24 protein-coding genes are annotated in these 25,450 nt (G+C 72.6%); 16 read left to right on the top strand and 8 right to left on the bottom strand.

The window, feature by feature from the left end:
* The first annotated feature begins 192 nt into the window (after window positions 1-192).
* Together OG766_RS08335 and OG766_RS08330 are read left to right on the top strand one after the other, a co-directional pair.
* Window positions 193-330 (top strand): SPW_0924 family protein, encoded by a 138-nt coding sequence (locus OG766_RS08335; protein WP_266378135.1) that lies wholly within the window; start codon window positions 193-195, stop codon window positions 328-330.
* A 17-nt stretch (window positions 331-347) separates the two neighbouring features.
* Window positions 348-1,340 (top strand): DUF3068 domain-containing protein, encoded by a 993-nt coding sequence (locus tag OG766_RS08330; protein ID WP_328724932.1) that lies wholly within the window; start codon window positions 348-350, stop codon window positions 1,338-1,340.
* Window positions 1,341-1,370: 30 nt separating this feature from the next.
* On the opposite strand, the gene hrpB is transcribed toward OG766_RS08330, so the two are convergent.
* Window positions 1,371-3,929: an ATP-dependent helicase HrpB gene (gene hrpB / locus OG766_RS08325; protein ID WP_266375003.1), complete on the bottom strand. Its 2,559-nt coding sequence runs from the start codon at window positions 3,927-3,929 to the stop codon at window positions 1,371-1,373.
* Between the two features lie 4 nt (window positions 3,930-3,933).
* Entirely contained in the window at window positions 3,934-4,737 is an 804-nt protein-coding gene (locus OG766_RS08320) for a class I SAM-dependent methyltransferase (RefSeq protein WP_266375004.1), read from the bottom strand.
* A 385-nt stretch (window positions 4,738-5,122) separates the two neighbouring features.
* On the opposite strand from OG766_RS08320, the gene rpsA reads away from it, so the two are divergent.
* From rpsA to OG766_RS08295, 5 genes are all read left to right on the top strand, one after another.
* Window positions 5,123-6,616 carry a 30S ribosomal protein S1 gene (rpsA, locus tag OG766_RS08315; protein ID WP_266375005.1) on the top strand — a complete coding sequence of 498 codons (1,494 nt, stop codon included), beginning with the start codon at window positions 5,123-5,125 and terminating at the stop codon, window positions 6,614-6,616.
* 150 nt (window positions 6,617-6,766) lie between these two features.
* Entirely contained in the window at window positions 6,767-7,708 is a 942-nt protein-coding gene (locus OG766_RS08310) for a PAC2 family protein (protein ID WP_266375006.1), read from the top strand.
* Between the two features lie 147 nt (window positions 7,709-7,855).
* Window positions 7,856-8,455, top strand: coding sequence for a dephospho-CoA kinase (gene coaE, locus OG766_RS08305; protein WP_266375007.1), 600 nt, complete (start codon window positions 7,856-7,858; stop codon window positions 8,453-8,455).
* 88 nt (window positions 8,456-8,543) lie between these two features.
* Entirely contained in the window at window positions 8,544-8,939 is a 396-nt protein-coding gene (locus tag OG766_RS08300) for a DUF3592 domain-containing protein (RefSeq protein ID WP_328724931.1), read from the top strand.
* A gap of 63 nt (window positions 8,940-9,002) precedes the next feature.
* Window positions 9,003-9,365 carry a tetratricopeptide repeat protein gene (locus OG766_RS08295; protein ID WP_266375010.1) on the top strand — a complete coding sequence of 121 codons (363 nt, stop codon included), beginning with the start codon at window positions 9,003-9,005 and terminating at the stop codon, window positions 9,363-9,365.
* A 45-nt stretch (window positions 9,366-9,410) separates the two neighbouring features.
* On the opposite strand, the gene OG766_RS08290 is transcribed toward OG766_RS08295, so the two are convergent.
* Window positions 9,411-9,686 (bottom strand): DUF6343 family protein, encoded by a 276-nt coding sequence (locus OG766_RS08290; RefSeq protein ID WP_266375011.1) that lies wholly within the window; start codon window positions 9,684-9,686, stop codon window positions 9,411-9,413.
* Between the two features lie 181 nt (window positions 9,687-9,867).
* Between OG766_RS08290 and OG766_RS08285 the strand changes: the two genes are divergently transcribed.
* Window positions 9,868-10,338: a DoxX family protein gene (locus tag OG766_RS08285; RefSeq protein WP_266375013.1), complete on the top strand. Its 471-nt coding sequence runs from the start codon at window positions 9,868-9,870 to the stop codon at window positions 10,336-10,338.
* 42 nt (window positions 10,339-10,380) lie between these two features.
* Here OG766_RS08285 and OG766_RS08280 read toward each other — a convergent pair whose 3' ends face one another.
* Window positions 10,381-10,716 carry a hypothetical protein gene (locus OG766_RS08280; RefSeq protein WP_266375014.1) on the bottom strand — a complete coding sequence of 112 codons (336 nt, stop codon included), beginning with the start codon at window positions 10,714-10,716 and terminating at the stop codon, window positions 10,381-10,383.
* Between the two features lie 206 nt (window positions 10,717-10,922).
* Here OG766_RS08280 and OG766_RS08275 point away from each other — a divergent pair, with 206 nt between their 5' ends.
* From OG766_RS08275 to OG766_RS08255, 5 genes are all read left to right on the top strand, one after another.
* Window positions 10,923-11,885 (top strand): slipin family protein, encoded by a 963-nt coding sequence (locus OG766_RS08275; RefSeq protein WP_328724927.1) that lies wholly within the window; start codon window positions 10,923-10,925, stop codon window positions 11,883-11,885.
* 194 nt (window positions 11,886-12,079) lie between these two features.
* A complete protein-coding gene (locus tag OG766_RS08270) occupies window positions 12,080-14,896 on the top strand; it encodes a DEAD/DEAH box helicase (RefSeq protein ID WP_328724926.1) in 2,817 nt (938 codons plus the stop codon).
* Complete coding sequence (locus tag OG766_RS08265) at window positions 14,893-16,302, top strand: SWIM zinc finger family protein (RefSeq protein ID WP_328724925.1); 1,410 nt, start codon at window positions 14,893-14,895, stop codon at window positions 16,300-16,302. Before OG766_RS08270 ends, OG766_RS08265 begins: the two co-directional genes overlap by 4 nt.
* A 57-nt stretch (window positions 16,303-16,359) precedes the next feature.
* Complete coding sequence (locus OG766_RS08260) at window positions 16,360-17,709, top strand: amidohydrolase (protein WP_328724923.1); 1,350 nt, start codon at window positions 16,360-16,362, stop codon at window positions 17,707-17,709.
* A 185-nt stretch (window positions 17,710-17,894) separates the two neighbouring features.
* Window positions 17,895-18,506: a chaplin gene (locus OG766_RS08255; protein ID WP_323137244.1), complete on the top strand. Its 612-nt coding sequence runs from the start codon at window positions 17,895-17,897 to the stop codon at window positions 18,504-18,506.
* A gap of 81 nt (window positions 18,507-18,587) precedes the next feature.
* Here OG766_RS08255 and OG766_RS08250 read toward each other — a convergent pair whose 3' ends face one another.
* Window positions 18,588-19,250 (bottom strand): DUF2293 domain-containing protein, encoded by a 663-nt coding sequence (locus OG766_RS08250; protein WP_266375019.1) that lies wholly within the window; start codon window positions 19,248-19,250, stop codon window positions 18,588-18,590.
* Between the two features lie 87 nt (window positions 19,251-19,337).
* On the opposite strand from OG766_RS08250, the gene OG766_RS08245 reads away from it, so the two are divergent.
* Complete coding sequence (locus OG766_RS08245; RefSeq protein WP_266375020.1) at window positions 19,338-20,069, top strand: DUF7873 family protein; 732 nt, start codon at window positions 19,338-19,340, stop codon at window positions 20,067-20,069.
* A gap of 374 nt (window positions 20,070-20,443) precedes the next feature.
* On the opposite strand, the gene OG766_RS08240 is transcribed toward OG766_RS08245, so the two are convergent.
* Window positions 20,444-21,655, bottom strand: a complete 1,212-nt coding sequence (locus tag OG766_RS08240; RefSeq protein WP_266375021.1) for a pyridoxal phosphate-dependent aminotransferase — start codon at window positions 21,653-21,655, stop codon at window positions 20,444-20,446.
* 117 nt (window positions 21,656-21,772) lie between these two features.
* On the opposite strand from OG766_RS08240, the gene OG766_RS08235 reads away from it, so the two are divergent.
* Together OG766_RS08235 and OG766_RS08230 are read left to right on the top strand one after the other, a co-directional pair.
* A complete protein-coding gene (locus tag OG766_RS08235; protein WP_266375022.1) occupies window positions 21,773-22,489 on the top strand; it encodes a winged helix-turn-helix transcriptional regulator in 717 nt (238 codons plus the stop codon).
* Window positions 22,490-22,628: 139 nt separating this feature from the next.
* Complete coding sequence (locus OG766_RS08230; RefSeq protein ID WP_266375023.1) at window positions 22,629-23,300, top strand: uridine kinase; 672 nt, start codon at window positions 22,629-22,631, stop codon at window positions 23,298-23,300.
* Window positions 23,301-23,550: 250 nt separating this feature from the next.
* Here OG766_RS08230 and OG766_RS08225 read toward each other — a convergent pair whose 3' ends face one another.
* Both OG766_RS08225 and OG766_RS08220 read right to left on the bottom strand, forming a co-directional pair.
* Window positions 23,551-24,483 carry a carbohydrate kinase family protein gene (locus OG766_RS08225; protein WP_266375024.1) on the bottom strand — a complete coding sequence of 311 codons (933 nt, stop codon included), beginning with the start codon at window positions 24,481-24,483 and terminating at the stop codon, window positions 23,551-23,553.
* A complete protein-coding gene (locus OG766_RS08220) occupies window positions 24,480-25,388 on the bottom strand; it encodes a pseudouridine-5'-phosphate glycosidase (protein ID WP_266375025.1) in 909 nt (302 codons plus the stop codon). Before OG766_RS08220 ends, OG766_RS08225 begins: the two co-directional genes overlap by 4 nt.
* Window positions 25,389-25,450 lie beyond the last annotated feature (62 nt).

The raw sequence follows: 25,450 nt of genomic DNA, 5'->3' as shown, positions 1-25,450 counted from the left end.
GGCGTCATGCCCGGCTCCGAGCCCGGCGCCATGTCCGCCGCCGTGCCCGGTGCCATGCCCCGCAGCGTGAGCGGCGTCGTGAGCGACGTCGTGTGCGGTGCGAGCTGTTCTCATCTCGCGGCCGCGTTGCTACGGTGCCTCCGCCCTGCCGTCCTGACGCCGTATCAGATCCGCGCACCCGGGAGGCCGACCATGCGCGCCCTCGTCGCCGCCGCCATCGGGCTGGCCCCTGTGCTCCTCGTCGTGCTGCTCGTCTCGGTGCTCGACGTACCGCCCGGGGAGACCTCGCCCAAGCCGCTGTACACCACCGTCCCCGGTCCCAAGAAGTAGCGGGAGGACCAGCCGCCATGCGCCGCAAAGCCAGCCTCGTCCTCCTGTCCTTCGCCGTCTTCTTCGCCGCCCTCGCGCCGGTGATGCGCTGGTACGCCTTCCCCCGGCTGGCGAAGATCCCGCCGAGCCAGTACCAGGAGATGGTGCTCGAGGCGAAGCCCGCGACGCTGCTGCAGTACGACACGATGCAGGCGAAGCAGGTCGAGAAGGTCACCATCGTGCAGACCCTCAAGGGCAACGTCGAGGAGTCGGCGAAGATCGAGCGCGACGCGGGCCGTGACGTCGTCGTCTGGGACTCGCTCTCCTACGTCCAGGGCCCCGACGGCCAGATGGTCTCCCAGATCCCCGAGCGCTACATCTTCGACGCCCACACCCAGGACCCCGTGCACGCGACCGGCGAGATGGTCGACGGCGACGCGGTACGGCGTGAGGGCATCGAGTTCAAGTGGCCCTTCCTGACCGAGAAGCGGGACTACGAGTACTTCGACGCCCAGACCCGTACCTCCGCCCCCATCCACTACAAGGGGACGCGGGACTTCCGGGGCATGGAGGTCTACTACTTCGAGCAGACGATCCCGTGGACCAAGGTGCCGTACCCGAAGAAGCTGCCGATGCCCGGCATCGACGCCACGACGCTGGAGAAGCAGACCGGCACGACCCGCTGGTACACCACCAAGCGCATGTTCTGGGTCGAACCGGTCACCGGTGCGCCCGTCAACGGCGAGGAGATCCACACCGAGGAACTGCGCGGCGGTTCACTGCTCGGCGGCCGTGAGAAGGTCACCGCGTTCTCCGGGCACGTCAAGATGCGCGAGGACTACGTCGACTACACCGTCGGCCTGGTGTCGTCGAACCGCACGCTGGTGCTCCTGCTCACCTCGTATCTGCCATGGGGATTCCTGACCCTCGGCGCCGCACTGCTCGCTCTCTCCCTCTATCTGGAAGCCCGCTCGCGCCGGCCCGACGACGACCCCGTCGCGGAGCGGCGCCCCGAGCCCGTCGGGGTCTGACCACGGTGCCCGCCCCGGGCACCGGCCACGTCAGCGCTTCACACCTCGCGTCGGCGTGGCCGTCGTCGGGTCCTCGGGCCAGGGGTGCCTCGGATAGCGGCCGCGCAACTCCGCGCGCACGGCCCGGTAACCGTCGCGCCAGAACGAGGCCAGATCGGCGGTGACGGCCGCCGGCCGCCCGGCGGGGGAGAGCAGATGGACGAGTACGGGAACCCCGGCGACGCGCGGCGTCTCGTGCAGCCCGAACAACTCCTGGAGCTTCACCGCCAGCACCGGCTGCTCGGCGGAGTAGTCGACCCGGATCCGGGACCCGCTGGGCACCTCGATCCGCTCCGGGGCGAGCTCGTCGAGGCGCACCGCCTCACCGGTGGCCCAGGGCAGCAGCCGTCGGAGCGACTGTCCGGCGTCGACCCGGGCGAGATCGGCCCGGCGCCGGGCCCGGGACAGCTCCGGCTCCAGCCAGTCCCCGGCGCGCTCCAGCAGGGCCGCGTCCGACACATCGGGCCAGGGCGCGCCCAGCGCCCGGTGCAGAAAGCCGAGCCGCTGCCGCAGCGCCCCGGCGTCCCGTGACCAGGCGAGCAGCCCGAGCCCTTCACGACCGAGCCCCTCCAGCAGCGCGTCCCTGACGAGACCGGGCCCCGGCTCCTTCAGCGGACGCACGGACAGCTCCACCGCGCCGAGCCGCTCCACGTGCCGGGCGACGACGTCACCGTCCTCCCAGTGCACTTCCTCGCCCCTGCTCAGCAGATGCGCCGCGGCGGTACGCGCGGTGTCCTCGTCCACGACGGCGGCGAGCCGCACCCGTGCGGACGCGGCCTGCGCCTGCCGGTCCGCCACGGCCACCGCCAGCCATGGCGCGCTCCGCAGCCGCGAGCGCTCGCCCAGCTCCGCACCGGTCCCGGAGGCCATCAGATACGCCGCCTCGCCCCGCGCCCGCGCGACCCGCTCCGGGAAGGCGAGCGCGGCGACGAAACCGGCGACCGTGTCATCGGAGAGGTGGCCCTCCGCCGGCCCCGCCCCGCGTTCCGCCCGTGCGCCGCGCGCCCCGGACACCGAGGAGTCCCGACCCGTGGCGCCTGCCGGGGAACCAGGGGCGGAGCCCCCCGCCTCGGCCGACCGCGCCAGCCGCCCCGCCTCCGTACGCCACCGCGCGCCGTACGCGTCACCCCCGCGGCGCGCCGTGCGCCAGGCCGCCGCCAGGTCGTCGCCGTACTCGCGCGGCGGCTCCTCGCTCAGCAGGGCCACGACCTCGGCGGCGCGGCGGGCACCCACCTCGGGCGCGCCGTCCACCAGGGCCCGCGCGAGACGGGGATGGACGCCGAGGCGGGACATACGGACGCCGCGGCCGGTCACCCGGCCCGACGCGTCGACCGCGCCGATCGCGGACAGGACCGAGCGGGCGGCGGCCATCGCCCCGCCCGGCGGCGGGTCCAGCAGGGCGAGCCCGGACGCGTCCGGGTCGCCCCAGCACGCCGCCTGGAGCGCGAACGCGGTCAGATCCGCGACCTGGATCTCCGGCGCGGGGAAACGGGGGAGCCGGCCGTCCTCCGCCTCCGGCCAGCAGCGGTAGACCGCACCAGGCGCCTCACGCCCCGCCCGGCCGGCCCGCTGGCGGGCCGCCGCCTGCGAGGCCCGGACCGTCGTGAGCGAGCCGATGCCCCGCGCATGATCGGTACGTGGTTCCCGCGCGAGGCCCGAGTCCACGACGACACGCACCCCCGGAACGGTCAGCGACGACTCGGCGACCGACGTCGCCAGCACCACCCTGCGGCCCCGGCCGGGCGAGAGCACCGCGTCCTGCACCGCCGCCGGCGCCCGCCCGTGCACCTGGAGCACCTCGGCGTCCACATCCCCGAGCAGCCCGGCGACCCGGGCGATCTCCCCGACCCCCGGCAGGAAGCACAGCACGTCCCCGGTGCGCTCGCCCAGCGCACGCCGGACCACCGACGCGACATGCGAGAGCAGCGCCGGGTCCACCCTCGTCCCGTGCGGTGGCCGCACCGGCCGCGCCGGGGGAGCCCACACCACTTCGACGGGATGCGCGACGCCCTCGGCCTCGACGACCGGCGCGTCACCGAGCAGTCGCGCCCACCCCTCGGCGTCCGTCGTCGCCGACGCCGCCACCAGCCGCAGTCCGGGCCGCAGGGTCTCCCGTACATCCAGCAGGAACGCGGCCACCGTGTCCGCGTCCAGGTGCCGCTCATGGCACTCGTCGAGGATCACCACATCGACGCCGGCCAGTTCCTGGTCCCGCTGGAGCCGCTGCAGCAGCACACCCGTGGTGACCACCTCGACCGCGGTGTCCCGGCCGACGACCCGCTCGCCGCGCACGGTGAAACCGACCCGGCCGCCCACCTTCTCTCCCAGCAGCCACGCCATCCGCCGCGCCGCCGCCCGCGCCGCGATCCGCCGCGGCTCGGCGACGACCACCCGGGCGCCCCGCTCGGCCAGCGCCAGCGGCACGAGCGTCGTCTTGCCGGTGCCGGGCGGCGCGCACAGCACGGCAGACCCGTGCTCGTCCAGCGCCCGCTCCAGCGCGGGCAGGGCGGTGCGTACGGGCAGCGCGGCCAGGGCGTCCTCGCGGATCACGGCCTCAGTCCCGGACGCAGACGAAGATCGCCGTTCCGGGGATCAGGTTCCCGCGCAGCGGGGACCAGCCGCCCCACTCCTGGCTGTTCCAGGCCGGCCACTCCGGCTCGACCAGATCGACCAGCCGGAAGCCGCCGGCGACCACGTCACGCACCCGGTCGCCGATCGTCCTGTGGTGCTCCACATATACGGCGCGGCCCCGCTCGTCCTGTTCGACGTACGGCGTGCGGTCGAAATAGGAGGCGGCCACGCTCAGCCCCTCGGGCCCGGGCTCGTCCGGGAACGCCCAGCGGATCGGGTGCGTCACCGAGAAGACCCACCGTCCGCCCGGCCGCAGGACCCGCCGTACCTCGCGGAACACCTTCACCGGGTCGGACACGAACGGCACCGCCCCGTAGGCGGCGCACGCCAGGTCGAAGGAGCCGTCCGCGAAGGGCAGGGCCCCCGCGTCGGCCTCGACGAGCGGGAAGCCGCCGCCGATCCGCAGGGCGTGCTGGAGCTGGCGGTGCGACAGGTCCATGGCCACCGGCCGGGCGCCCTGCGCCGCCAGCCAGCGCGAGCACTGCGCCGCGCCGGCGCCGATCTCCAGGACGTCCGCGCCCCTGAGGGACTCCGCCGGGCCGAGCAGCCGGGCCTCCGCCTCGTCCAGCCCCTCCGGCCCCCAGACGAACCGGTCGTCGCCCAGGAACGTGCCGTGCTCGCTCTGGTACTCGTCCGCGTTCCGGTCCCACCAGCCACGGCTCGCCCGGCTGCTCTCCGCGTCGCCGGCGTCACGCCGGGTCGCCTCCGGTTCGTACTCTTGGATCATCTCGCCCGTCGTTGTACGTTGCTGATGCCCCGCCCGGAAGCACGCACGAGCCGTGTCGCGGTCGTGTCGCGGACGAGCGAGGCGCGGCCATCGTGGCCTTGGGAAACCTTAGTTGTGCCGGGTATGCGGCGTTCCGCCCCGGGTGGGGGCCTTCGCGCATTGACCGTGCCCTGCCGTCCCCGTATGCTAAAGGTTGCGCTGCGGGCTTGCGCGCCTCAGACGTAGCAGGCCGCGCTCGCATCTGTTGTATGTCCCCTCGGTTCTCGAGGCGCCTCTCCCTTCGGGTGGGCGCTTACTTGGCTGTCCGGCTTCATCAGCTGCGATATCGGGCTCTCGGCGTAGCAGTACCTACGACTTCAATGTCCGTACCGGAGCCCTTTCCCACATGACGAGCAGCACCGAGACCACCGCCACCACCCCGCAGGTTGCGGTCAACGACATCGGTAACGAGGAAGCCTTCCTCGCCGCGATCGACGAGACGATCAAGTACTTCAACGACGGCGACATCGTCGACGGCGTCATCGTGAAGGTCGACCGGGACGAGGTCCTGCTCGACATCGGTTACAAGACCGAAGGTGTCATCCCGAGCCGCGAGCTCTCGATCAAGCACGACGTCGACCCGAACGAGGTCGTCAAGGTCGGCGACGAGATCGAGGCCCTTGTTCTCCAGAAGGAGGACAAGGAAGGCCGCCTGATCCTCTCGAAGAAGCGCGCCCAGTACGAGCGTGCCTGGGGCACCATCGAGAAGATCAAGGAAGAGGACGGCATCGTCACCGGCACCGTCATCGAGGTCGTCAAGGGTGGTCTCATCCTCGACATCGGCCTCCGTGGCTTCCTGCCGGCATCTCTCGTCGAGATGCGCCGTGTCCGCGACCTCCAGCCCTACGTGGGCAAGGAGCTCGAGGCGAAGATCATCGAGCTGGACAAGAACCGCAACAACGTGGTCCTGTCCCGCCGTGCCTGGCTCGAGCAGACCCAGTCCGAGGTTCGCCAGACGTTCCTCACCACCCTGCAGAAGGGTCAGGTCCGCTCCGGCGTCGTCTCCTCGATCGTCAACTTCGGTGCCTTCGTGGACCTGGGTGGCGTCGACGGTCTCGTCCACGTCTCCGAGCTCTCCTGGAAGCACATCGACCACCCCTCCGAGGTTGTCGAGGTCGGCCAGGAAGTCACCGTCGAGGTTCTCGACGTCGACATGGACCGCGAGCGCGTCTCCCTGTCGCTCAAGGCGACGCAGGAAGACCCGTGGCAGCAGTTCGCCCGGACGCACCAGATCGGTCAGGTCGTCCCGGGTAAGGTCACCAAGCTCGTTCCGTTCGGTGCGTTCGTGCGCGTCGACGAGGGCATCGAGGGCCTGGTCCACATCTCCGAGCTGGCCGAGCGCCACGTGGAGATCCCGGAGCAGGTCGTCCAGGTCAACGACGAGATCTTCGTCAAGGTCATCGACATCGACCTCGAGCGTCGCCGGATCTCGCTGTCCCTGAAGCAGGCCAACGAGTCCTTCGGTGCCGACCCGGCCTCGGTCGAGTTCGACCCGACGCTGTACGGCATGGCCGCGTCGTACGACGACCAGGGGAACTACATCTACCCCGAGGGCTTCGACCCGGAGACCAACGACTGGCTCGAGGGCTTCGAGACCCAGCGCGAGGCGTGGGAGGGCCAGTACGCCGAGGCGCAGCAGCGCTTCGAGCAGCACCAGGCCCAGGTCATCAAGTCCCGCGAGGCCGACGAGGCCGCCGCTGCCGAGGGTGGCGCCGCCGCTCCGGCCGCCGCGCCGCAGGGTGGTTCGTACTCCTCGGAGTCGGACGACAACTCCGGCGCCCTGGCGTCGGACGAGGCCCTGGCCGCGCTCCGCGAGAAGCTGGCCGGCGGCCAGAGCTGATCGCTCTCCGCTAGGCATCAGGCCCTGAACCGAGGCCCGCTCCCCTTCCGGGGAGCGGGCCTCGGTCATGTTCCGGGTCCGCAGTCCGTCACCGGGAATGACCGCACCGTGCGTGATGTTGTGACCTGTTGACACGGAGGAGGGGCGAAAATGGCGCAAGATCCGCAGGGTTTGTACGAGTGGGAGCCGAAGGGACTGGCAGTCGTCGACATGGCGCTGGCACAGGAGTCGGCCGGGCTCGTCATGCTGTACCACTTCGACGGGTACATCGACGCGGGCGAGACGGGCGAGCAGATCGTCGACACCCTGCTCGGAACCCTCCCGAACCAGGTGGTGGCCCGCTTCGACCACGACCGGCTCGTGGACTACCGCGCCCGCCGCCCGCTGCTGACCTTCCGCCGCGACCGCTGGACGGGATACGAGACCCCGGCCATCGAGGTGCGGCTGGTCCAGGACGCCACCGGCGCACCGTTCCTGCTGCTGTCCGGGCCCGAGCCGGACATCGAGTGGGAGCGCTTCGCCGCCGCCGTACGGGAGATCGTCGAGCGACTCGGCGTACGCCTGTCGGTCACCATGCACGGCATCCCGATGGGCGTCCCGCACACCCGCCCCGTCGGCATCACCCCGCACGGCAACCGCACCGACCTCATGCCGGGGCACCGCAGCCCCTTCGACGAGGCCCAGGTGCCGGGCAGCGCCGAAGCCCTCGTCGAGTACCGGCTGATGCAGTGGGGGCACGACGTCCTCGGCGTCGCCGCCCACGTCCCGCACTACATCGCCCGCTCCGCCTACCCGGACGCCGCGCTCACCGCGCTCGAAGCGATCACGGCCGCCACCGGACTGGTCCTCCCCGGAATCGCGCACACGCTGCGCACCGAGGCCCAGCGCACCCAGACCGAGATCGAGCGGCAGGTCGGCGAGGGTGACGAGGAACTGGTCTCCCTGGTACGGGGACTTGAGCACCAGTACGACGCCATCGCCGGCGCGGAGACACGCGGCAGCCTGGTCGCCGAACCGGTGGACCTGCCGTCCGCGGACGAGATCGGCAGGGAGTTCGAGAAGTTCCTGGCCGAGCGGGAGGACGGATCCTGAGGCCGGCTGGGCCGACGGAGCCTGGGACCCACAGGGCCGACGGATTCCGTCCGACGGATCCCGGGGACGGGCACGGTGGATCCGGGGCCCGGCCGGTACCAGGGCCCGGCGGCGCACTGACGCGTGCGCACGCCTAAGCTTCCGCTCATGCTGAAGGTGGGCCTGACCGGCGGGATCGGCGCCGGCAAGAGCGAAGTGTCGCGGCTGCTCGTCTCGTACGGCGCCGTACTGATCGACGCCGACAAGATCGCCCGCGAGGTCGTCGAGCCGGGGACGCCCGGACTCGCCGCCGTCGTCGAGGCGTTCGGCCCCGAGATCCTCACCCCCGAGGGCACCCTCGACCGGCCCCGGCTCGGCTCCATCGTGTTCGCGGACGCCGACCGGCTGGCGCAGCTCAACGCGATCGTGCACCCGCTGGTCGGGGCGCGGTCCGCGGAGCTGGAGGCCGCGGCCGGGCAGGACTCGGTCGTGATCCACGACGTGCCCCTGCTCGCCGAAAACGGTCTCGCCCCGCTGTACGACCTGGTGGTCGTCGTGGACGCGGCCCCGGACACCCAGCTGGAGCGGCTCGTACGGCTGCGCGGGATGACCGAGTCCGAGGCGCGCGCCCGGATGGCCGCGCAGGCCACGCGCGAGCAGCGGCGGGCGATCGCCGATCTGGTCATCGACAACGACGGGCCGCTGGCGGCGCTGGAGCCACAGGTCCGCAAGGTCTGGGCGGAACTGACCGAGCGCGCCCGCCGGTAGCCTCCGCGCTTCTCCCCGTGACGCCGGGCATCAGGGATGCGTCAATCGGGCGCCCGGGGCGGGGACGGCACGCGGCGCGGGTGCCAGCATGGATGCGGTGCAGATCGTCTTCGCGGGCTTCACCGTCCTCGGCGGGCTCGTCGCCCTCCTCGCGGGCGCGTACGGCCTGAACCGGACACGGCGGATCTCCGCCGCCGGTCAGGTCGTCACCGCCCTCGTCAAAGCCGCACCGCCGGGCGCGGACCGGCCCCTGCTCCAGTACGAGACCGCCGACGGCCGGGTCCTGGAGGTCCCGGCCCCCGCGCCGCCCACCCGCGGCCTGCCGCTGACCCCCGGCTCCACCGTCCGGATCTCGTACGACCCCGATGACCCCCGTGAGATCGTCCTGTCCGGTCATGAGCGGACCCGTATCGACCGGGGCTTCATGATCGTCGGGGCGATCGTGCTGCTCACCGGGCTGACGCTGGCGGTCACCGCACGGTGATCGCCGGGAATCAGGCACGGCGCACGATGTTGAATCCTTCAGGGGGAAGGGAAGGATGCGAGCGTGCCCGAGACGAACCCGGAGACCCATGTCATCGACTTCCGCGCGGCCGAGCACCTGCTCGCGGCGCGGGACCCGCGCGGGGCGATCAAGCTCCTCGACTCGGTCATCGCCGCGCACCCGGAGAGCAGAGCGGCTCGTCTGCTGCGGGCGCGGGCCTACTTCGCGGCGGCCCAACTGCGCGCGGCCGAGCGCGAGTTCCAGCACATAGTCGACCACGAGCCCGACAACGCCTTCGCGCACTTCGCGCTGGCCCGCACCTTCCAGCGCTCCGGCCGGCCGGACCAGGCCCTGCGGCACTTCCGGCTCGCGGCCGCGCTCGATCCCAAGCCCGAGTACCTGGAAGCGGCCCGCTTCGACTCCTGATCCTCGGCGGCCGGTCCTCAGCAGCCGGTCGTCAGCGGCTGGTCCTCAGCGGCGCTGTCTGTTGTCCCCGTGGTCCGGTTCGTACGGCGGGATGTCGGGGCCGGGCTGGTAGTGCGGACCCTGATGGAGCCGATGGACCACGATCATCAGATCGGTCATGACGATCAGGCACAGCACCGCGCAGGCGATCGCCCAGCCCGGGCGCTCCGCGAGCGCGAAGAGCGCCGTCCCCGCGGCCGCCCAGAGCAGTCCCCAGACACTCAGCCAGAACCGCATCCGCAGAGGACTGCGTGCGGTCGTCGGTTCACTCCCAGTGCGCATGGCAATCGCCTCTTCCACTCCTGGATGTACCCCGATCCAGGAGGTTGAGCCGGTGGTGGGTGCGGCGATGAGTGGCGCGGCGATGAGCTGAGCGGCGATGAGCTGAGCGGCGATGAGTTCAGGGCGTGCCCCCGGTCTCACTCCGTGCAAGCCCACACGCACGCTCTACCGAGGAGACCTCATGTCCGCCGACGCCCCGGGCAGCACCGCCGCCACCTCCGCCGCCTCCGTATCCGTCGCGCCCGCCACGGGTGCCGGTGCCGGCATCAGCCGCCGCAGGCATCTGACGGTCCTGACGCTGCAGATCCTGCTCGCCGTCTTCCTCGCCGTCCCCAGCGCCGCGCCCAAGCTGATCGGGCACTCCTCGGCCGCGGAGTCCTTCGACAGGATCGGCTTCGGCGACTGGTTCATGTACACCGTCGGCGCGCTGGAGCTCGCGGGCGCGGTGGCGCTGGTGATCCCGATCCTCTCCGGGATCTCCGCGCTGGCGCTGATCGGCCTGATGACCGGGGCGTTCGTGACCCAGCTGACCGTGTTCGACGGACAGTACGCGATCACGCCGGTGCTGGTGGCGCTGCCGCTCGCAGCCGTCGCCTGGGTCAGGCGGCACCACAACACCGAGCTGGTCGCGCTGGCCCGCCGGCGGCTGTGAGGCCGGGGCACCGAGCACCGCCGGGCAGGCTCCCGGCGGTGCTCAGTGGACGAGGGAGTAGCTGCGCCAGGGCGGGTCGCCGGGGACGATGTTGTCGAACAGCGTCGTCGGGATGTACGCCGTATTGCTGCCCGTACAGTCGGGCGTCGGGTACGCGATGATGTCGATCATCGTGGCGTTCTCGATCCGGACGGCGCCGGCCGAGGAGAACCGGTGGCAGCCGTTGACCCCGGGGTTCGACACCGTGACGACGGCTTTCCGCTCGGTCTCGTAGGTGACGGTGCCCACCGCGGTCCGGCCCAGGCCGGAACAGCCCGCGACAGCGGCGGTCAGGAGCAGTGCTCCGGCGGCGAGGCCGGGACGCCGGTGATCGGACATGGCTCGTCCTCGTCTGTGATGCGGACTCGTGCTCAGAACCCTGCCGGACGTCCGGCGGGGTTCGCACGCCATGCGCGTCCGCTCAGGGGATCCGGGCGGTGCGCGACGCTCGACCACGGGTCGGGACAGGAATACCGTTGAAATCAGCCATACCGTTGAGTCAGAGACCGAAACTCCCGGACGCAGGGACTGCAGGGGGTGCAGTGATGGTCGAAGAGCTGGTGGCGGCGGGATTCGCGGCAGGGACCGCGTGCGTCGTGTACGGCCTGGCCGCGGCCAGGGTCATCAAGCAGTACGAACGAGGCGTGGTGTTCCGCCTCGGCCGGCTCCGGGGCCGCGTGCGCGGACCCGGATTCACCATGATCGTTCCGATCGTGGACCGGCTGCACAAGGTGAACATGCAGATCGTGACGATGCCGGTGCCCGCACAGGAGGGCATCAGCAGGGACAACGTCACCGTCAGGGTGGACGCCGTCGTCTACTTCAAGGTGGTGGACGCCGCCGACGCGCTCGTCACGGTCGAGGACTACCGGTTCGCCGTCTCGCAGATGGCCCAGACATCGCTGCGGTCGATCATCGGAAAGAGCGAGCTGGACGACCTCCTGTCCAACCGGGAGAAGCTCAACCAGGGCCTCGAGCTGATGATCGACAGCCCCGCCCTCGGATGGGGCGTGAGCGTCGACCGTGTGGAGATCAAGGACGTCTCGCTGCCCGAGACGATGAAACGCTCGATGGCGCGCCAGGCGGAGGCGGACCGGGAACGGCGGGCCCGGGTCATCAACGCGGACGCGGAACTCCAGGCGTCCAAGAAGCTGGCCGAGGCGGCGCGCCAGATGGCCGACACGCCCTCCGCCCTGCAACTGCGCCTGTTGCAGACCGTGATGGCGGTGGCCGCGGAGAAGAACTCCACCCTGGTGCTCCCCATTCCGGTGGAGCTGCTGCGCTTCCTGGAACGGGGCGCGCAGCCCGCCCCGCAGCCGGAGCGGCGCCAGGAGGAACCACCGGAGAAGCCACCACTGACGAACGCGCCGGCGACGAACTCGACGACGAACTCGACGGCGATCCCGACCATGGCGAGCGGCCCGCTGCCGGTCGTCCCGGAAAGCCCCGCGGCCCTGAGCGACCCGGCACACGGAGGCCACGAATCCCTCGGCGACGGGCCCCGGTAGGGAGACGGCGCGTCGCCGCAAGGGCGGCCCGACCGGACCGGTTGCCGGCGGCAGGGCCCTCGGGCGGCGGCGAACCGGGTGCTGCGCCGCAGGTCAGCGGCGTTGTCAGAGCCTGCCCGTAAGGTCGTGGATCCATGGCGCTCCGAGTCGGCGTGCGCCTGGCACGACCCGTCGGGGAGGGAGGCGACCCACGCATGCTGCACACCCGTGCCGCGGTGTTCCTTCCGGCCGCGCTGCCCCGGGACGGGCGGGTCGCCTTCTGGAGCCCGGACGGACTGCCGGCGCCCGACGGGGACGGGACCCCGGGCGTCTCCGGTGAGATCACCGTCGTACGGCAGCACGGAGCCGGGGTCCGCGGCCGCACCGTGCCCGCGGTGCTGCTGTCCGTCGCCGAGGCCGTGCCCCTGCTCGCGCGCGCCCGGCACGACGCGGCGGCACACCCCGCCACCGCCTCCTGGGGCGCCGCCGCCCTGCACGCCCTGCACCTCGCCGCGCGAGGCAGGCTGCTGCCCGGGCTGACGCCCACCGACCACGACGCCTGGCGGGCCGGCCCGCTCGACGCCGACGACATCGCCCACCTCCGCGCCATCGCCGCCGCCATGCCGTACGAGGCGCACGCCACGCCGCTGCCCGGTCCGCGCCCGCTCCGGCTGCCCGAGCCCGAGGCGCTGATCAGGTCGTTCCTGGACGCGGTCGCGGACACCCTGCCCCGCACCCCCGCCGCCGAGCACGCCGCGGGCCGGCCGTTCGCCGCCACGGCGCCGCAGCATCTGCCGGGCGCCCGGGAGTGGGCGGCGGAGGCCGCCGCCGGGATGGACGCGGGCGTACGGATCTCGCTCCGCCTCGACCTCTCCGCGTACGAGCTGTTCGACCTCGGCGAGGAGGGCGGCGACGAGCGGCAGGCGGGCGCCGCGCTCGTGCAGGTCCACAGCCTCGCCGACCCGACCGTGATCCTCGACGCGGCCCGGCTGTGGGCGGGCGAGGGCGATGACCACTTCGGGCCGCGCGCCCGGATCGACGCCGTGCTCGCGCTGCGCCGCGCGGCCCGCGTCTGGCCCCCGCTCGGCCGGCTCATGGAGCGCGACGTCCCCGACGTGCTGCCGCTCACCGAGGACGAGCTGTACGAACTGCTGGGCGAGGCCGCCGCCCGGCTCGGCGCCGCGGGGGTCGCCGTGCACTGGCCCAGGGAGCTCGCCAGGACGCTCAGCGCGGCCGCGGTCGTCCGCTCGCCCGCGCCCGGCTCCGCCACCGACGGCACCCCGTTCTTCGACAGCGAGCAGCTCCTCCGCTTCAACTGGCAGCTGGCGCTGGACGGAGACCCGCTCACCGAGCGCGAGATGGACGCGCTCGCCGAATCGCACCGCCCTGTCGTGCGGCTGCGCGACCAGTGGGTGGTGGTCGACCCGGATCTCGTACGCAAGGCACGCAAGCGGGAGCTGGGGCTGCTGGGGCCGGTCGACGCGCTGGCCGTGGCGCTCACCGGCACCGCCGAGGTGGACGGCGAGACCGTCGAAGCCGTCCCCGAGGGCGCCCTGGCCGCCCTGCGCGACCGCCTCACCGAGGGCCCCGCCGTCCTCGCCCGGCCCACAGGCCTCGACGCCACCCTGCGCGACTACCAGCTGCGCGGTCTCGCCTGGCTGGACCTCATGACCTCACTCGGCCTCGGCGGCTGCCTCGCCGACGACATGGGCCTCGGCAAGACCGTCACGGTCATCGCGCTCCATCTGCACCGCGCCGAGCACCGCGGCCGCACCGCGCCCACACTCGTCGTCTGCCCGGCCTCCCTGCTGGGCAACTGGCAGCGGGAGATCACCCGGTTCGCGCCCGGAGTGCCCGTGCGCCGCTTCCACGGCCAGGAGCGCGACCTCGACACCGGACCCGGCGGCTTCGTCCTCACCACCTACGGCACGATGCGTACGAGCGCCGAAGACCTCGCCGCCCGCGAGTGGGACATGGTCGTCGCGGACGAGGCGCAGCACGTCAAGAATCCCTTCTCCGCGACCGCCAGGGCCCTGCGCACCATCCCCGCACCGGCCCGCGTCGCCCTCACCGGCACCCCCGTGGAGAACAACCTCTCCGAGCTCTGGTCCCTCCTCGACTGGACCACCCCTGGGCTGCTCGGCCCGCTGAAGTCCTTCCGCGCCCGCCACGCCCGCGCCGTCGAGAACAACGAGCACGTCGAGAACGAGGAGGCCGTCGAGCGCCTCTCCCGTCTCGTGCGCCCCTTCCTGCTGCGGCGGAAGAAGAGCGACCCCGGCATCGTGCCGGAGCTGCCGCCCAAGACCGAGTCCGACCATCCCGTGCCGCTGACCCGTGAACAGGCGTCGCTGTACGAGGCGGTCGTGCGCGAGACGATGGCGCAGATCGAGACCGCCGAAGGCATCGCACGCCGCGGGCTGATCATGAAGCTGCTCACCTCGCTCAAGCAGATCTGCAACCACCCGGCGCAGTATCTGAAGGAGGACGGCGCCCGGCTCACCGCCCGCTCGGGCAAGCTCGCCCTGCTCGACGAACTGCTCGGCACGATCCTCGCCGAGGACGGCTCCGTGCTGGTCTTCACCCAGTACGTGTCGATGGCGCGGCTCATCTCCGCCCATCTCACGTCCCGAGCGATCCCCTCCCAGCTGCTGCACGGCGCCACCCCCGTGCCGGAGCGGGACAGGATGGTGGACCGCTTCCAGTCCGGCGAGGTCCCCGTCTTCATCCTCTCGCTGAAGGCCGCGGGCACCGGGCTGAACCTGACCCGCGCCGGCCATGTCGTCCACTACGACCGCTGGTGGAACCCGGCGGTGGAGGACCAGGCGACCGACCGGGCCTATCGCATCGGCCAGACCCAGCCGGTCCAGGTCCACCGCCTCATCGCCGAAGGCACCGTCGAGGACCGCATCGCCGAGATGCTGCTCGCCAAGCGGGCGCTCGCGGACGCGGTGCTCGGCTCCGGTGAGGCCGCGCTGACCGAGCTCACCGACCGGGAGCTGGCCGATCTCGTCTCCCTGAGGAGGCCGTCATGAGCCCCGCGTCATCCGGTCGCCCCGGGCCGGCCGCCCGTCGCACGGACCGGCCCGGCCGCGCGTCGCCGAGCAGGGCCGACGACCGGCGGCGCACGTTCCCCGCCCTCGCCCCGCGCTCCGGCGACGAGACCCTCGCCGCGTCCTGGTGGGGCAACGCCTGGGTCGAGGCGCTGGAGGACACGGCCCTGGACCCGGCCCGCCTCGCCCGCGGCCGCGCCTACGCGGGACGCGGCCAGGTCGACGCGATCACCGTCACGCCCGGCAGGGTCGTGGCGTATGTCCACGGCTCCCGGCCGCGTCCCTACCGTGCGGAGATCCGGCTGCGGCCCCTCGGGGACGACGACTGGGAGCGGCTCCTGGACACCGCCGCCGCCCGGCCCGATCACATCGCGGCCCTGCTCGACAAGGACGTTCCGCACGCCCTGGCCAACGCCGCCGATCTGCTGCCCGTCCCCGGCGATCTGATCCCCGACTGCTCGTGCCCCGACGACGGGTTCCCCTGCAAGCACGCGGCCGCCCTCTGCTATCAGACGGCCAGGATCCTCGACGAGGACCCGTTCGTGCTGTTCCTCATGCGCGGCCGCGGCGAGCAGGAGGTTCTCGCCGAGCTCACCCGCCGCAACGCGACCCGCGCCGCTGCGGAACGCGGCAGCGCGGCACGGAGCCCGGCCGACGGGAGCGAGGCGGGGCGGAGCACCGGAGCGGGCCCGGACGAGGGGCACGGCGGCGCGCCCGCCCTCGCGACGGTCCGCGCGCGTGACGCCCTCGCCCCGCGCACGCTGCCACCGCTCCCGCCCCCGCTGCCCGTTCCGGCGCACCCCGGGCGCCCACCGGTCTACCCGCGGGCCGCGGGCGTGGCCGACGCCCCCGCGGCCTCCGGCCCGGGGTATGCCCCCCTCGATCCGCTCGCCCTCGACCTCCTCGCCTCCGAGGCCTCGGCCCGTGCCCACACCACCCTGCACACCGGCCACGACCCCATCGCCGGCCTCAGCGCCTGGCAGGACGCGGTCCGGCTGGCCGCCGCCCACCCCGGCTCCGGTCTCACCGCGTCCACCCGCGCCCTGTACACGGCACTCGCCCGCGCCACCGGCCGTACCCCCACCGACCTCGCCCGCGCCGTGGCCGCCTGGCGCCAGGGAGGCCGTGCGGGCCTGGCCGCGCTGGAGGACGAGTGGGACCCCCCGGCCGGCCCGTTCGACCGGGCTCGGCCGGCCCTGATCGCCGCGGACTTCCCGCACTTCCGACCCCGGCGCAACCGCCTCTCCACCCCGTCCCTCCAACTGCGCCTGGGCCGGGACGGGTTGTGGTACGGGTACGAGTCGGACCCCGGCCGTGACGACTGGTGGCCCCGAGGCATACCCGACGAGGACCCGGTGGGGGCGCTCACCACACTTCTCGGACGCTGACCGACAGCCCGGCCGCTAGGCTCGGCCGGGCCGACCACCCAGCGAAGGGGGGGCCTGATGGCCGAGCCCGCGGATCTCGTCGTCGAAGGGTGCACGGTGCTCGTGCACGGCCAGGACGGCACGATCCGGTTCGAGGAGGACAGCGCCGTCGTCGTCCGCGACGGAGCCATCACGGACGTCACCAGCGCCGTGACCGCGGCCGCGCTGCCCGCGCATGAACGCATCGACGCCCGCGGCCGGTTGGCCATGCCCGGACTGATCAACTGCCACACCCACGCGCCCATGGTCGCCCTGCGCGGCATCGCGGAGGACGTGCCCGTCGAGGAGTGGTTCAACGACTGGATCTGGCCCATCGAGAGCAACCTCACCGACGAGGTGGTGGAGCTCGGCGCGCTGCTCGCCTGTGCCGAGATGATCCGCGGCGGGGTCACCGCCTTCGCCGACCACTACTTCTCGATGGACCGGGTCGCCGACGCCGTCGCCCGCAGCGGGCTGCGGGCGAGCCTCGGCTGGGCCTATTTCTCCAGCCAGGGAGCCGAAGGACGCGAGCGCTCCCTCGACTTCGCGCTGCGCAGGGACGGTGACGCGGACGGCCGGATCACCACCACCCTGGCGCCGCACGCCCCGTACACCGTCGACGACGCCGATCTGGAGGCCACCGCCGAACTGGCGCGCGAGCACGGACTGCCCGTCCACATCCACGCCGCCGAGAACCGCGCCCAGACGGACAGCAGCCTCGAGCGGTACGGCCGCACACCCGTCGAGACCCTCCACCGCACCGGACTGCTCGATGTGGACCTCCTCGTCGCGCACGGCACCGGCATCGTCGACAGCGACCTCGCGGTGCTCGCGCGGGCGACGGGCCGGATCGGGATCGCGACCGCGCCCAAGGGCTACCTGAAGTTCGGCTGGGACACGACGCCCATCAGGGCGCTGAGTTCGCTCGGCATCCCCGTCGGCCTGGCCACGGACGGAGCGGCGTCCAACAACACGCTCGACGTGTGGGAGAGCATGACGCTCACCGCGCTCGTGCAGAAGTCGGCGGAGAAGGACCCGCGCTGGCTGACGGCACGCCAGGCGCTGGACCACGCGACCACACAGAGCGCGCGGGTCGCCGGGCTCGGCGAGCGGGCCGGCGCTCTCGCACCGGGGCGGCGCGCGGATCTGATCCTGGTGGACCTGAGCGGACCGCACCTGCGCCCGCTCCATGACATCGCCGCGGCCCTCGTCTTCAGCGCACGGTCCGCGGACGTCCTGACCACGATCGTCGACGGTCGCGTCCTGATGCGCGACCGCAGGCTCCTCACCCTCGACGTCGACGAGATCGCCGGTGAACTCGCCCGGAGGCTCCCCGCATTGACCGACCGGGGGCACGGCCGACGTATCCAGGATTACGGAACCGGGTGAGCGAGGGAGGGCGCGGCGAACGGCGGGCGGGCATTCTCCGTGGTGAACACCCGGAATGCGGCGACCAGTTCGACGGCCGTCCACTCGATGGGGTGATTCGCCGACCGGCCATAACCCGTTTGGTTCTATCGCGTTATTTTCGGTGCGGGTGAGCACCCGTGTTCATCCTCCGGAAGGCAGGAATCATGAGGCAGATTCGCCGAACAGGTCTGGTCGCAGTCATGGTCACGGGCGGCGCCCTCGCCGCGGCCGGGGCCGCCCACGCCGACTCGGACGCGCAGGGACGCGCGACCGGATCGCCGGGCCTGCTCTCCGGCAACACGGTGCAGATCCCGGTGCATGTTCCGGTGAATGTGTGCGGCAACACCGTGAATGTGATCGGTCTGCTCAACCCGGCGGCCGGCAACAGCTGCGAGAACGAAGGACGGGGCGGTGGCGGTGCCGTCGCCCAGGGCAGCGCGAAGGATTCCCCCGGTGTCCTCTCCGGCAATGCGATCCAGGTGCCCGTCGATGTTCCGGTGAATGTCACGGGCAACTCCGTGAATGTCGTCGGTATCGGTAACGCGGCCGTGGGCAACTCCTCCTCGAACTCCTCCGTCAAGCCCGTGGCCCGGCCGCGGCCGGTGACGCCGCCGAAGACCCGTCCCGCGCCCGCCGTTCAGAGCGCGACCCAGCAGAGCCCGGTCCACCTGGCCGAGACCGGCACGCCGTCCACGATCGGACTCACCGTCCCGGCCGCCGCCACCCTGATCCTGGGCGGTGCCGTGCTCTACCGCCGGTCCCGCGCGAGGGCGTAGGGGCCCGACATCGAGGGCGTAGGGCCCGGCCCCGAAGGCGGCCCCGGGCGGTCGGGACGCCGCGGGCCGGGCCGCCGCGGGCTACGCCCGGCGCTCGCACCGCCACGCCGTGAGCCTCGCCTCGATGGCCGGTGCGACGCGTCTGCGAGCCTCGTGGCGTGGAACGCCCTGCATGAGCAGCGAGTCGTACGGCGTGTCCAGATGGCGTACGGAAGCCCGCACCGCCGCCGTGACCGCGCCCTCGTCCAGGGCCCGGCCGGCCGCGGTGCGGCCCACGCGTCCGCTGCCCCGCGCCGATGTGTGCGCCGCGACGTCCAGCGCGCGGTCGAGCGGGCAGGACGGGAAGAGCCGCAGGATCTCCGCCGTGAGCCTGGCCGTGAAGCGGACGTCCTCCGCCGCCCGCCGCGCCGCGTCCCGCTGCCGGCGCCGCGCCCGTACCTCCGCGTCGGCGAGGCACGCCTCCTCCGCGCGCGCCAGCGCGGCCTCCTCCACGAGCAGGCCCTGCCGCTCGTACCGGGTGCGCTGCTTGTTGTGCCGTACGACGACGGCCCACAGGGAGCTCGCCTCGCGGGACCGTCGGGTCAGTGCCGCGTTCCCGCGCGGCAGGAAGACCAGATGCCCGAGGTCGGCGCAGTCCAGGCAGCGGGGTGAGCCGAACTCCAGGACGAGCCGCTCCAGCGGCCCCCGCCCGCACTCGGCGCAGCGCCGCCGCTTCAGCGGCTCGACGACCACCAGCGGATCCACCGGTCTCCCGCCCCCTTCCCGAAGCGGGCCCCCGCCCGTCCAATAATCGTTCGAGAAACGGATATTGGTCCTGTTAGTTTCCCGGACGTGGCGAAACTCAATCAGATCATCGCAGTGGAGAAGGGCGTCAAGTCCAAGGCGCACCAGGACCTGACGACGGCGCATCACGGCCTGCAGAAGCCCGCACTGCTCGCCGGAATCGCCCGCACCTATCAGCCGAAGGACGAAGAGGGCGAGCAGCTGCCGCCCGAGTCGACGCTGGTGCAGGTCAAGACCGAGGACGTGCTGCGCGACACCGCGAAGACGCTCACCCGGCTGTTCGACGTCACCGCCACCAAGGACTGGGCGAACTGCGCGGCCCGCGCCGACATCACCGTCGACGGCCGCGTCCTGGTGGCCGAGGTGCCCGTCGCGTACCTCCTGTTCCTGGAGAAGCAGCTCACGGACATCAACACCTTCGTGCGCAAGCTGCCGGTGCTGGACGCCGCCGAATCCTGGACGCAGGACCCGTCCACCGACTCCTGGAAGACCGAGCCGGTCAGGACCGTCCGTACGAAGAAGGTGCCCCGCAACCATGTGAAGGCGGAGGCCACCGAGAAGCACCCGGCGCAGGTCGAGGTGTACTACGAGGACATCCCGGTCGGCTACTGGACCACCGTGAAGTTCTCCGGAGCCCTGCCCGCCCGCCGGGTCAACGAGCTGCTGGACCGGGTGGAGAAGCTCCAGCAGGCGGTGAAGTTCGCCCGCGAGGAGGCGAACGCCGCGGAGGTCACCGACCAGCGGGTGGGTGACGCCGTGTTCGGCTACCTCTTCGGGTAGCCCCTACAGACTCCCCGGCCACGGAGCACCGCGGCCGGGGTGCGCGAGGAGCGCAAAGCTGAAGCTGAAGCTTGTCGTGAACCACGTGGCCGGCGATGACCGGCCGCGATGAATCTCAGACTCTCGCTCCAGACTCAGCATTCGCCGCTCATCGCCGGATCGACCGGGCCCGGGCCCTGGTGCGTCGAAATGCCAGTTCGAATCTGGTCCGCCGAGCTCGATCGGCGGTGGTCCAAAGGCAGGACGCGGCGCAATGACGACTGACCCGGGTTCTCAAGTGTGCCGGCGTGTGAATGTGAGCGGCATCCACAGGGTCCGGGGGCAGGCTACGCCCTCGGACCCGCTCCCGTTCCCGGCCCCCGCTCGCCTTCCGCCTACTGGCGGTATCCGCTCAGGAAGCGTCCGATACGGCTGATCGCCGCGTCGAGGTCGTCGGCGTACGGCAGCGTCAGGATCCGGAAGTGGTCAGGACGCGGCCAGCTGAAACCGGTGCCCTGGACGACCTGGATCTTCTCGCGCAGCAGCAGGTCCAGGACGAACTTCTCGTCGTCGTGGACGGGATGCACCTTCGGGTCGAGGCGCGGGAACGCGTACAGCGCGCCCTTCGGCTTCACGCACGAGACGCCGGGTATCTCGTTGAGCCGTTCCCACGCCCGGTCACGCTGCTCGCGCAGCCGCCCGCCAGGCGCGGTGAGTTCGCGGATCGACTGGCGTCCGCCGAGCGCGGCCTGAATGGCGTACTGCGCGGGCGCGTTGGGGCACAACCGCATCGACGCGAGCATCGTGAGCCCCTCCAGATAGCTGCGCGCATGCTGCCTGGGGCCGGTGACGACCAGCCAGCCGGAGCGGAAGCCGGCCACGCGGTACGTCTTGGACAGCCCGCTGAAGGTGAGCACCACCAGATCCGGGGCGAGGGCGGCGGCACTGTGGTGGACCGCGTCGTCGTAGACGATCTGGTCGTAGATCTCGTCGGCGAACACCATCAGCTGGTGGCGGCGCGCGAGATCGAGAATGCCCTCGACGATCTCGCGCGGATACACGGCGCCGGTGGGGTTGTTGGGGTTGATGATCACGACGGCCCTGGTCCGGTCGGTGATCTTCGCGGCCATGTCGTCGAGATCGGGATACCAGTCGGCGGACTCGTCGCACAGATAGTGCACGGCCTTTCCGCCGGAGAGGGTGGTGACGGCGGTCCACAGCGGGAAGTCGGGTGCCGGTACGAGGACTTCGTCGCCGTTCTCCAGAAGCGCCTGCACGGCCATGGAGACGAGTTCGGAGACGCCGTTGCCCAGAAAGACGTCGTCCACCGACACATCGCCGAGCCCGAGGGACTGGTAGCGCTGGGCGACGGCGCGGCGTGCGGAGAGGATGCCGCGCGAATCGGTGTACCCGTGGGCCTGCGGGAGCATCCGGATCATGTCCTGGACGATCTCCTCCGGCGCCTCGAAGCCGAAGAGCGCGGGGTTGCCGGTGTTGAGACGCAGGACGCTGTGGCCCGCCTCCTCCAGGGCGTTGGCCTGCTCGATCACCGGACCGCGGATCTCGTAACAGACCTCGCTGAGCTTGCTCGACTGCCGGAACTCCATGCGGAGGCCTCCCCTGAAGTGGCGCTACGGGTGGTGGTACTCGGTCCCTCGTACTCGATACTTGGTTTTACCAAGTGAGAGCTTGGAAAGTCCAACAACCGGTCTAGACTGCGTCGCATGCCACGTCCTCCACGCCGCCGAAGCTACGATCAGTACTGCGCCGTCGCCCGCGCCCTCGACTCCGTCGGCGACCGCTGGACCCTGCTGATCGTGCGGGAGTTGCTCGCGGGCCCGCGCCGCTACACCGATCTCCACGCCGATCTGCCCGGCGTCAGCACGGACGTCCTCGCCTCCCGCCTCAAGGACATGGAACGTGACGGACTGGCCGCGCGACGCCGCCTTCCCGCGCCCGTCTCCGCGTACGTGTACGAACTGACCGAGCGCGGCCGGGCGTTGCACCCCGTCGTCGTCGCCCTGGCCGAATGGGGAGCGCCCGAACTCGCCGCCCCCCGCCCGACGGACGCGGTACGGGCCCACTGGTTCGCGCTGCCGCTGCTGCGCCGCCTTCAGGTGACGGGGATGTCTCAGATGTCGGGAGTGACGGGGGCGTCGGGAGCGTCGGGAGTGGCGGGCCTCGTGGACGTACGGCTACCGGAAGGGGAGTTCCACCTGCGGCTCGGGCCCGACGGATCCGTCTGCGGATACGGAGACGGTCCGGCATCCGAGCGGGGGGCGGTCGCCCGGCTGGAGCTGGACGCCGACACATGTCTCGCGATCAGCCGCGGAGACCTCACCGTCGAGGACGCCGTACGGGACGGGCGCGTCCGCGTCTCGGTGGACGGAACGCCGGTGGCGGCACTGCGCGACGCCGCGACGGGAGTGCCGTCTGCCTGACGACGGTCCTGGCTCTCCTGCTCCGGGTCCGGCTGCACTGCTTCCGGTCCTGGCTTCCCTGCTTCGGGTCCTGGCTTTCCTGCTTCGGGTCCGGCGTCCTCGTTCCCCGGTGCACGCCGTGGGGAGCCATGATGGACCGGTGCGACTCGAACCGATCACCTGGGAACGGCTGACCGAGGCCGTCGCCGACCGGGCCCTGGAGAGCAAGGCCGAAGACGGCAGCGCCTGGCTGCGCATCGCCGTCGACGGCGCACCCGCCGCCGGGACGGCCACCGTGGCCGGGACGCTCGCCGAGGCGCTACGGCTGCGCGGACGGTCGGTGCTGGTGGTCGGCACGGGCGGGTTCCTGAAGCCCGCCTCGCTGCGGTACGAGCACGGGCGCGAGGACGCCGACACCTACTACGACGGCTGGTTCGACACCGGAGCGCTCTGGCGCGAGGTGTTCGGACCGCTGGATCCGGGCGGATCGGGGCGGGTCCTGCCGGACCTGTGGGACCCGGACGCCGACCGCGCGACACGCAGCCCGCACGTCGAACTGCCGCCCGGTGGAGTGCTGGTGGCGCACGGACCGCTGCTGCTCGGCCACTGGTTCCCGTTCGACCTCACCCTGCACGTACGCCTCTCGCCCGGCGCGCTGCGCCGCCGTACCGCCGCAGACGAGGCCTGGACGCTGCCCGCCTTCGAGCGCTACGAGCACGAGGTCGCCCCTGCCGGCTCCGCGGACGTCGTCGTCCGCGCCGACGACCCACGCCACCCGGCCTGGAACGACCCGTGGGGGCGGGACCGTCGGGACCGCGACGACCACGCCTAGCGCGGTGCGAGTCCCCGGCCCGCGCCGGCCGTGGGCGACCCCGCCCGGTCCGGGGAAGTGCGGGCGCGCGGCCGGAGCTTTCGGGAGCGGCCGGTGATGGCGTACGGGGCGTGGTTCGCGACAGCCGTGCGGGGCCGAGCCGGTGGCCGTCCCTCGCACGGGCCGGTCCGGCCTCCGGGCCCTCCCGTCGTGCCGTCCTGCGGACGCCGGTCGGCGTGAGCCGGGAGGCTCCCACGCCCGACCGGTACGGTCAGGCGCCCGTGTCCGTGCGGCCCGGTGGCCGCGCGCCGTGGAGGCCGACCGCGTGGGCGCCGGCGTGACAGCCCGAGGCCGCAGCCGTGGCCGCGGTCGCGCCGGACAGGAGCGCCGCGAGAAACGCGCCCGTGAAGGCGTCGCCCGCGCCCGTCGTGTCGACCGCCGTGGCGGAGACCGGCGCGATCCGGGCCGTCACCGCGCCCGACTCCGCGACCAGCGCGCCGCCGGAGCCGAGTGTGACGACGGCGAGCGGTACGTGGCGGCTCAGTTTGGCCGCCGCGTCGGCGACGTCCGGGAGGCCGGTGAGCAGCCGGGCCTCGTCCGCGTTGGGCAGCAGGATGTCGGCCCCCGCCGTCGCCGCGAGGAAGCGGTCCACGCCGAGAGCCGCGATGAAGCCGGCCGACGCCGGGTCCACGCTCACCGGAATGCCCCGCCCGCCCGCGTCGGCGGCGGCCAGCGAGGCCAGTTCGCGGCTGGAGTCCGCGAAGAAGAGATACCCGGACAGATGGAGCCGGGCCACTCCGTCGAGCAGGGCCGGCGACCAGTCGGCGGGGCAGAGCCGCAGCGCCGCACCGCCGTCGGTGAGGAAGGTGCGCTCCGCGTCGGCGTCGACCAGCGCGACGACCGTCGCCGTGGGCGCCTCGTCGTCCGCGACCAGCAGGGGGCATACCCCGGCCTCGCGCAGGCACGTCTCGTGCCAGGCCAGGGCGTCGCGGCCGACCCGGCCCAGCAGCCGTACGTCGGTCCGGCCCGAGTACGCCGCCCAGCAGGCGGCGTTGGCACCTGCCCCGCCCGGCAGGGTCCGTATCTCGGCCGCCGTGTCCGTCCCGTGGGCCAGCGCCGAACCGTGCCGGGCCACCACGTCCGTGGCCACATCCCCGACGACGAGCAGCGCGCCCGGCGCCCCGGGTCCCGCGGGAGGCGTCACAGCGCCGCCGCGATCCGTGCCGCCAGCCGTACGTTGCCGCGCACCGCCGCCAGATTGGCCTCCAGCGAGGCGCCCTCCGTGCGCCGCATCAGCGAGTCGAGCAGGAACGGCGTGACGGCCTGGCCGCCGATGCCCCGTTCCCGGCACTCGTCCAGCGCCTCCGCGAGTACCCGGTCGTGCAGGTGCGGGTCCAACTGCTCGTCCTCCGGCACCGGCTGCGCCACGATCAGCGCCGTCTCCGGACCGCCCAGGGAGTCCTGCGCCCGCATCACGTCCGCCACCTCCTCCGGCGTACGGACCGTCCAGTCGACCGGCAGCCCGGAGGACGACAGATAGAAGCCGGGGAACCGGTCCGTGCCGTAGCCGAGGACGCCCACGCCGAGGGTCTCCAGCCGCTGCAGCGTCGCCGGGACGTCGAGGATCGACTTCACCCCGGCGCAGACGACCGTGATCCGGGTGCGTGCCAGCAGCCGCAGGTCGGCCGACTCGTCCTGGGACACCGCCCACTCGCGGTGCACCCCGCCGAGCCCACCCGTCGCGAAGACCCGGATGCCCGCCCGCGCCGCCAGGAACGCCGTGGCGGACACCGTCGTCGCGCCGCTCGCGCCCGCCGCCAGCGACGGGGCGAGATCGCGATGCCCGAGCTTGCGCACCCCGGGGTCCGTCGCGACGCGTTCCAACTCGTCCTTGTCCAGGCCGACATGGGGCCGTCCGTCCAGTACGGCGACGGTCGCAGGTACCGCGCCCCCCGCTCTGACCAGCGACTCCAGCTCCTCCGCCACGGCCAGATTGCGTGGGCGCGGGAGCCCGTGCGCGATGATCGTGGACTCCAGGGCGACGACGGGGCGGCGCGCGTCGAGCGCCTCCCGTACCTCTTCGGACAGCATCAGTGTGGTCTCGGGCATGTCCACATCCCTGGCACGGCAGCGGTCTGCGCAAACGTTTCGGCGCCCCCGTGTCAGCAGCG

The organism is Streptomyces sp. NBC_00259 (assembly GCF_036181745.1).
In the GTDB taxonomy this organism is placed as follows: Bacteria; Actinomycetota; Actinomycetes; order Streptomycetales; family Streptomycetaceae; genus Streptomyces; species Streptomyces pratisoli.
The sequence above is the reverse complement of the archived record's forward strand: the minus strand, read 5'-3'. Positions and strand labels throughout refer to the sequence as shown.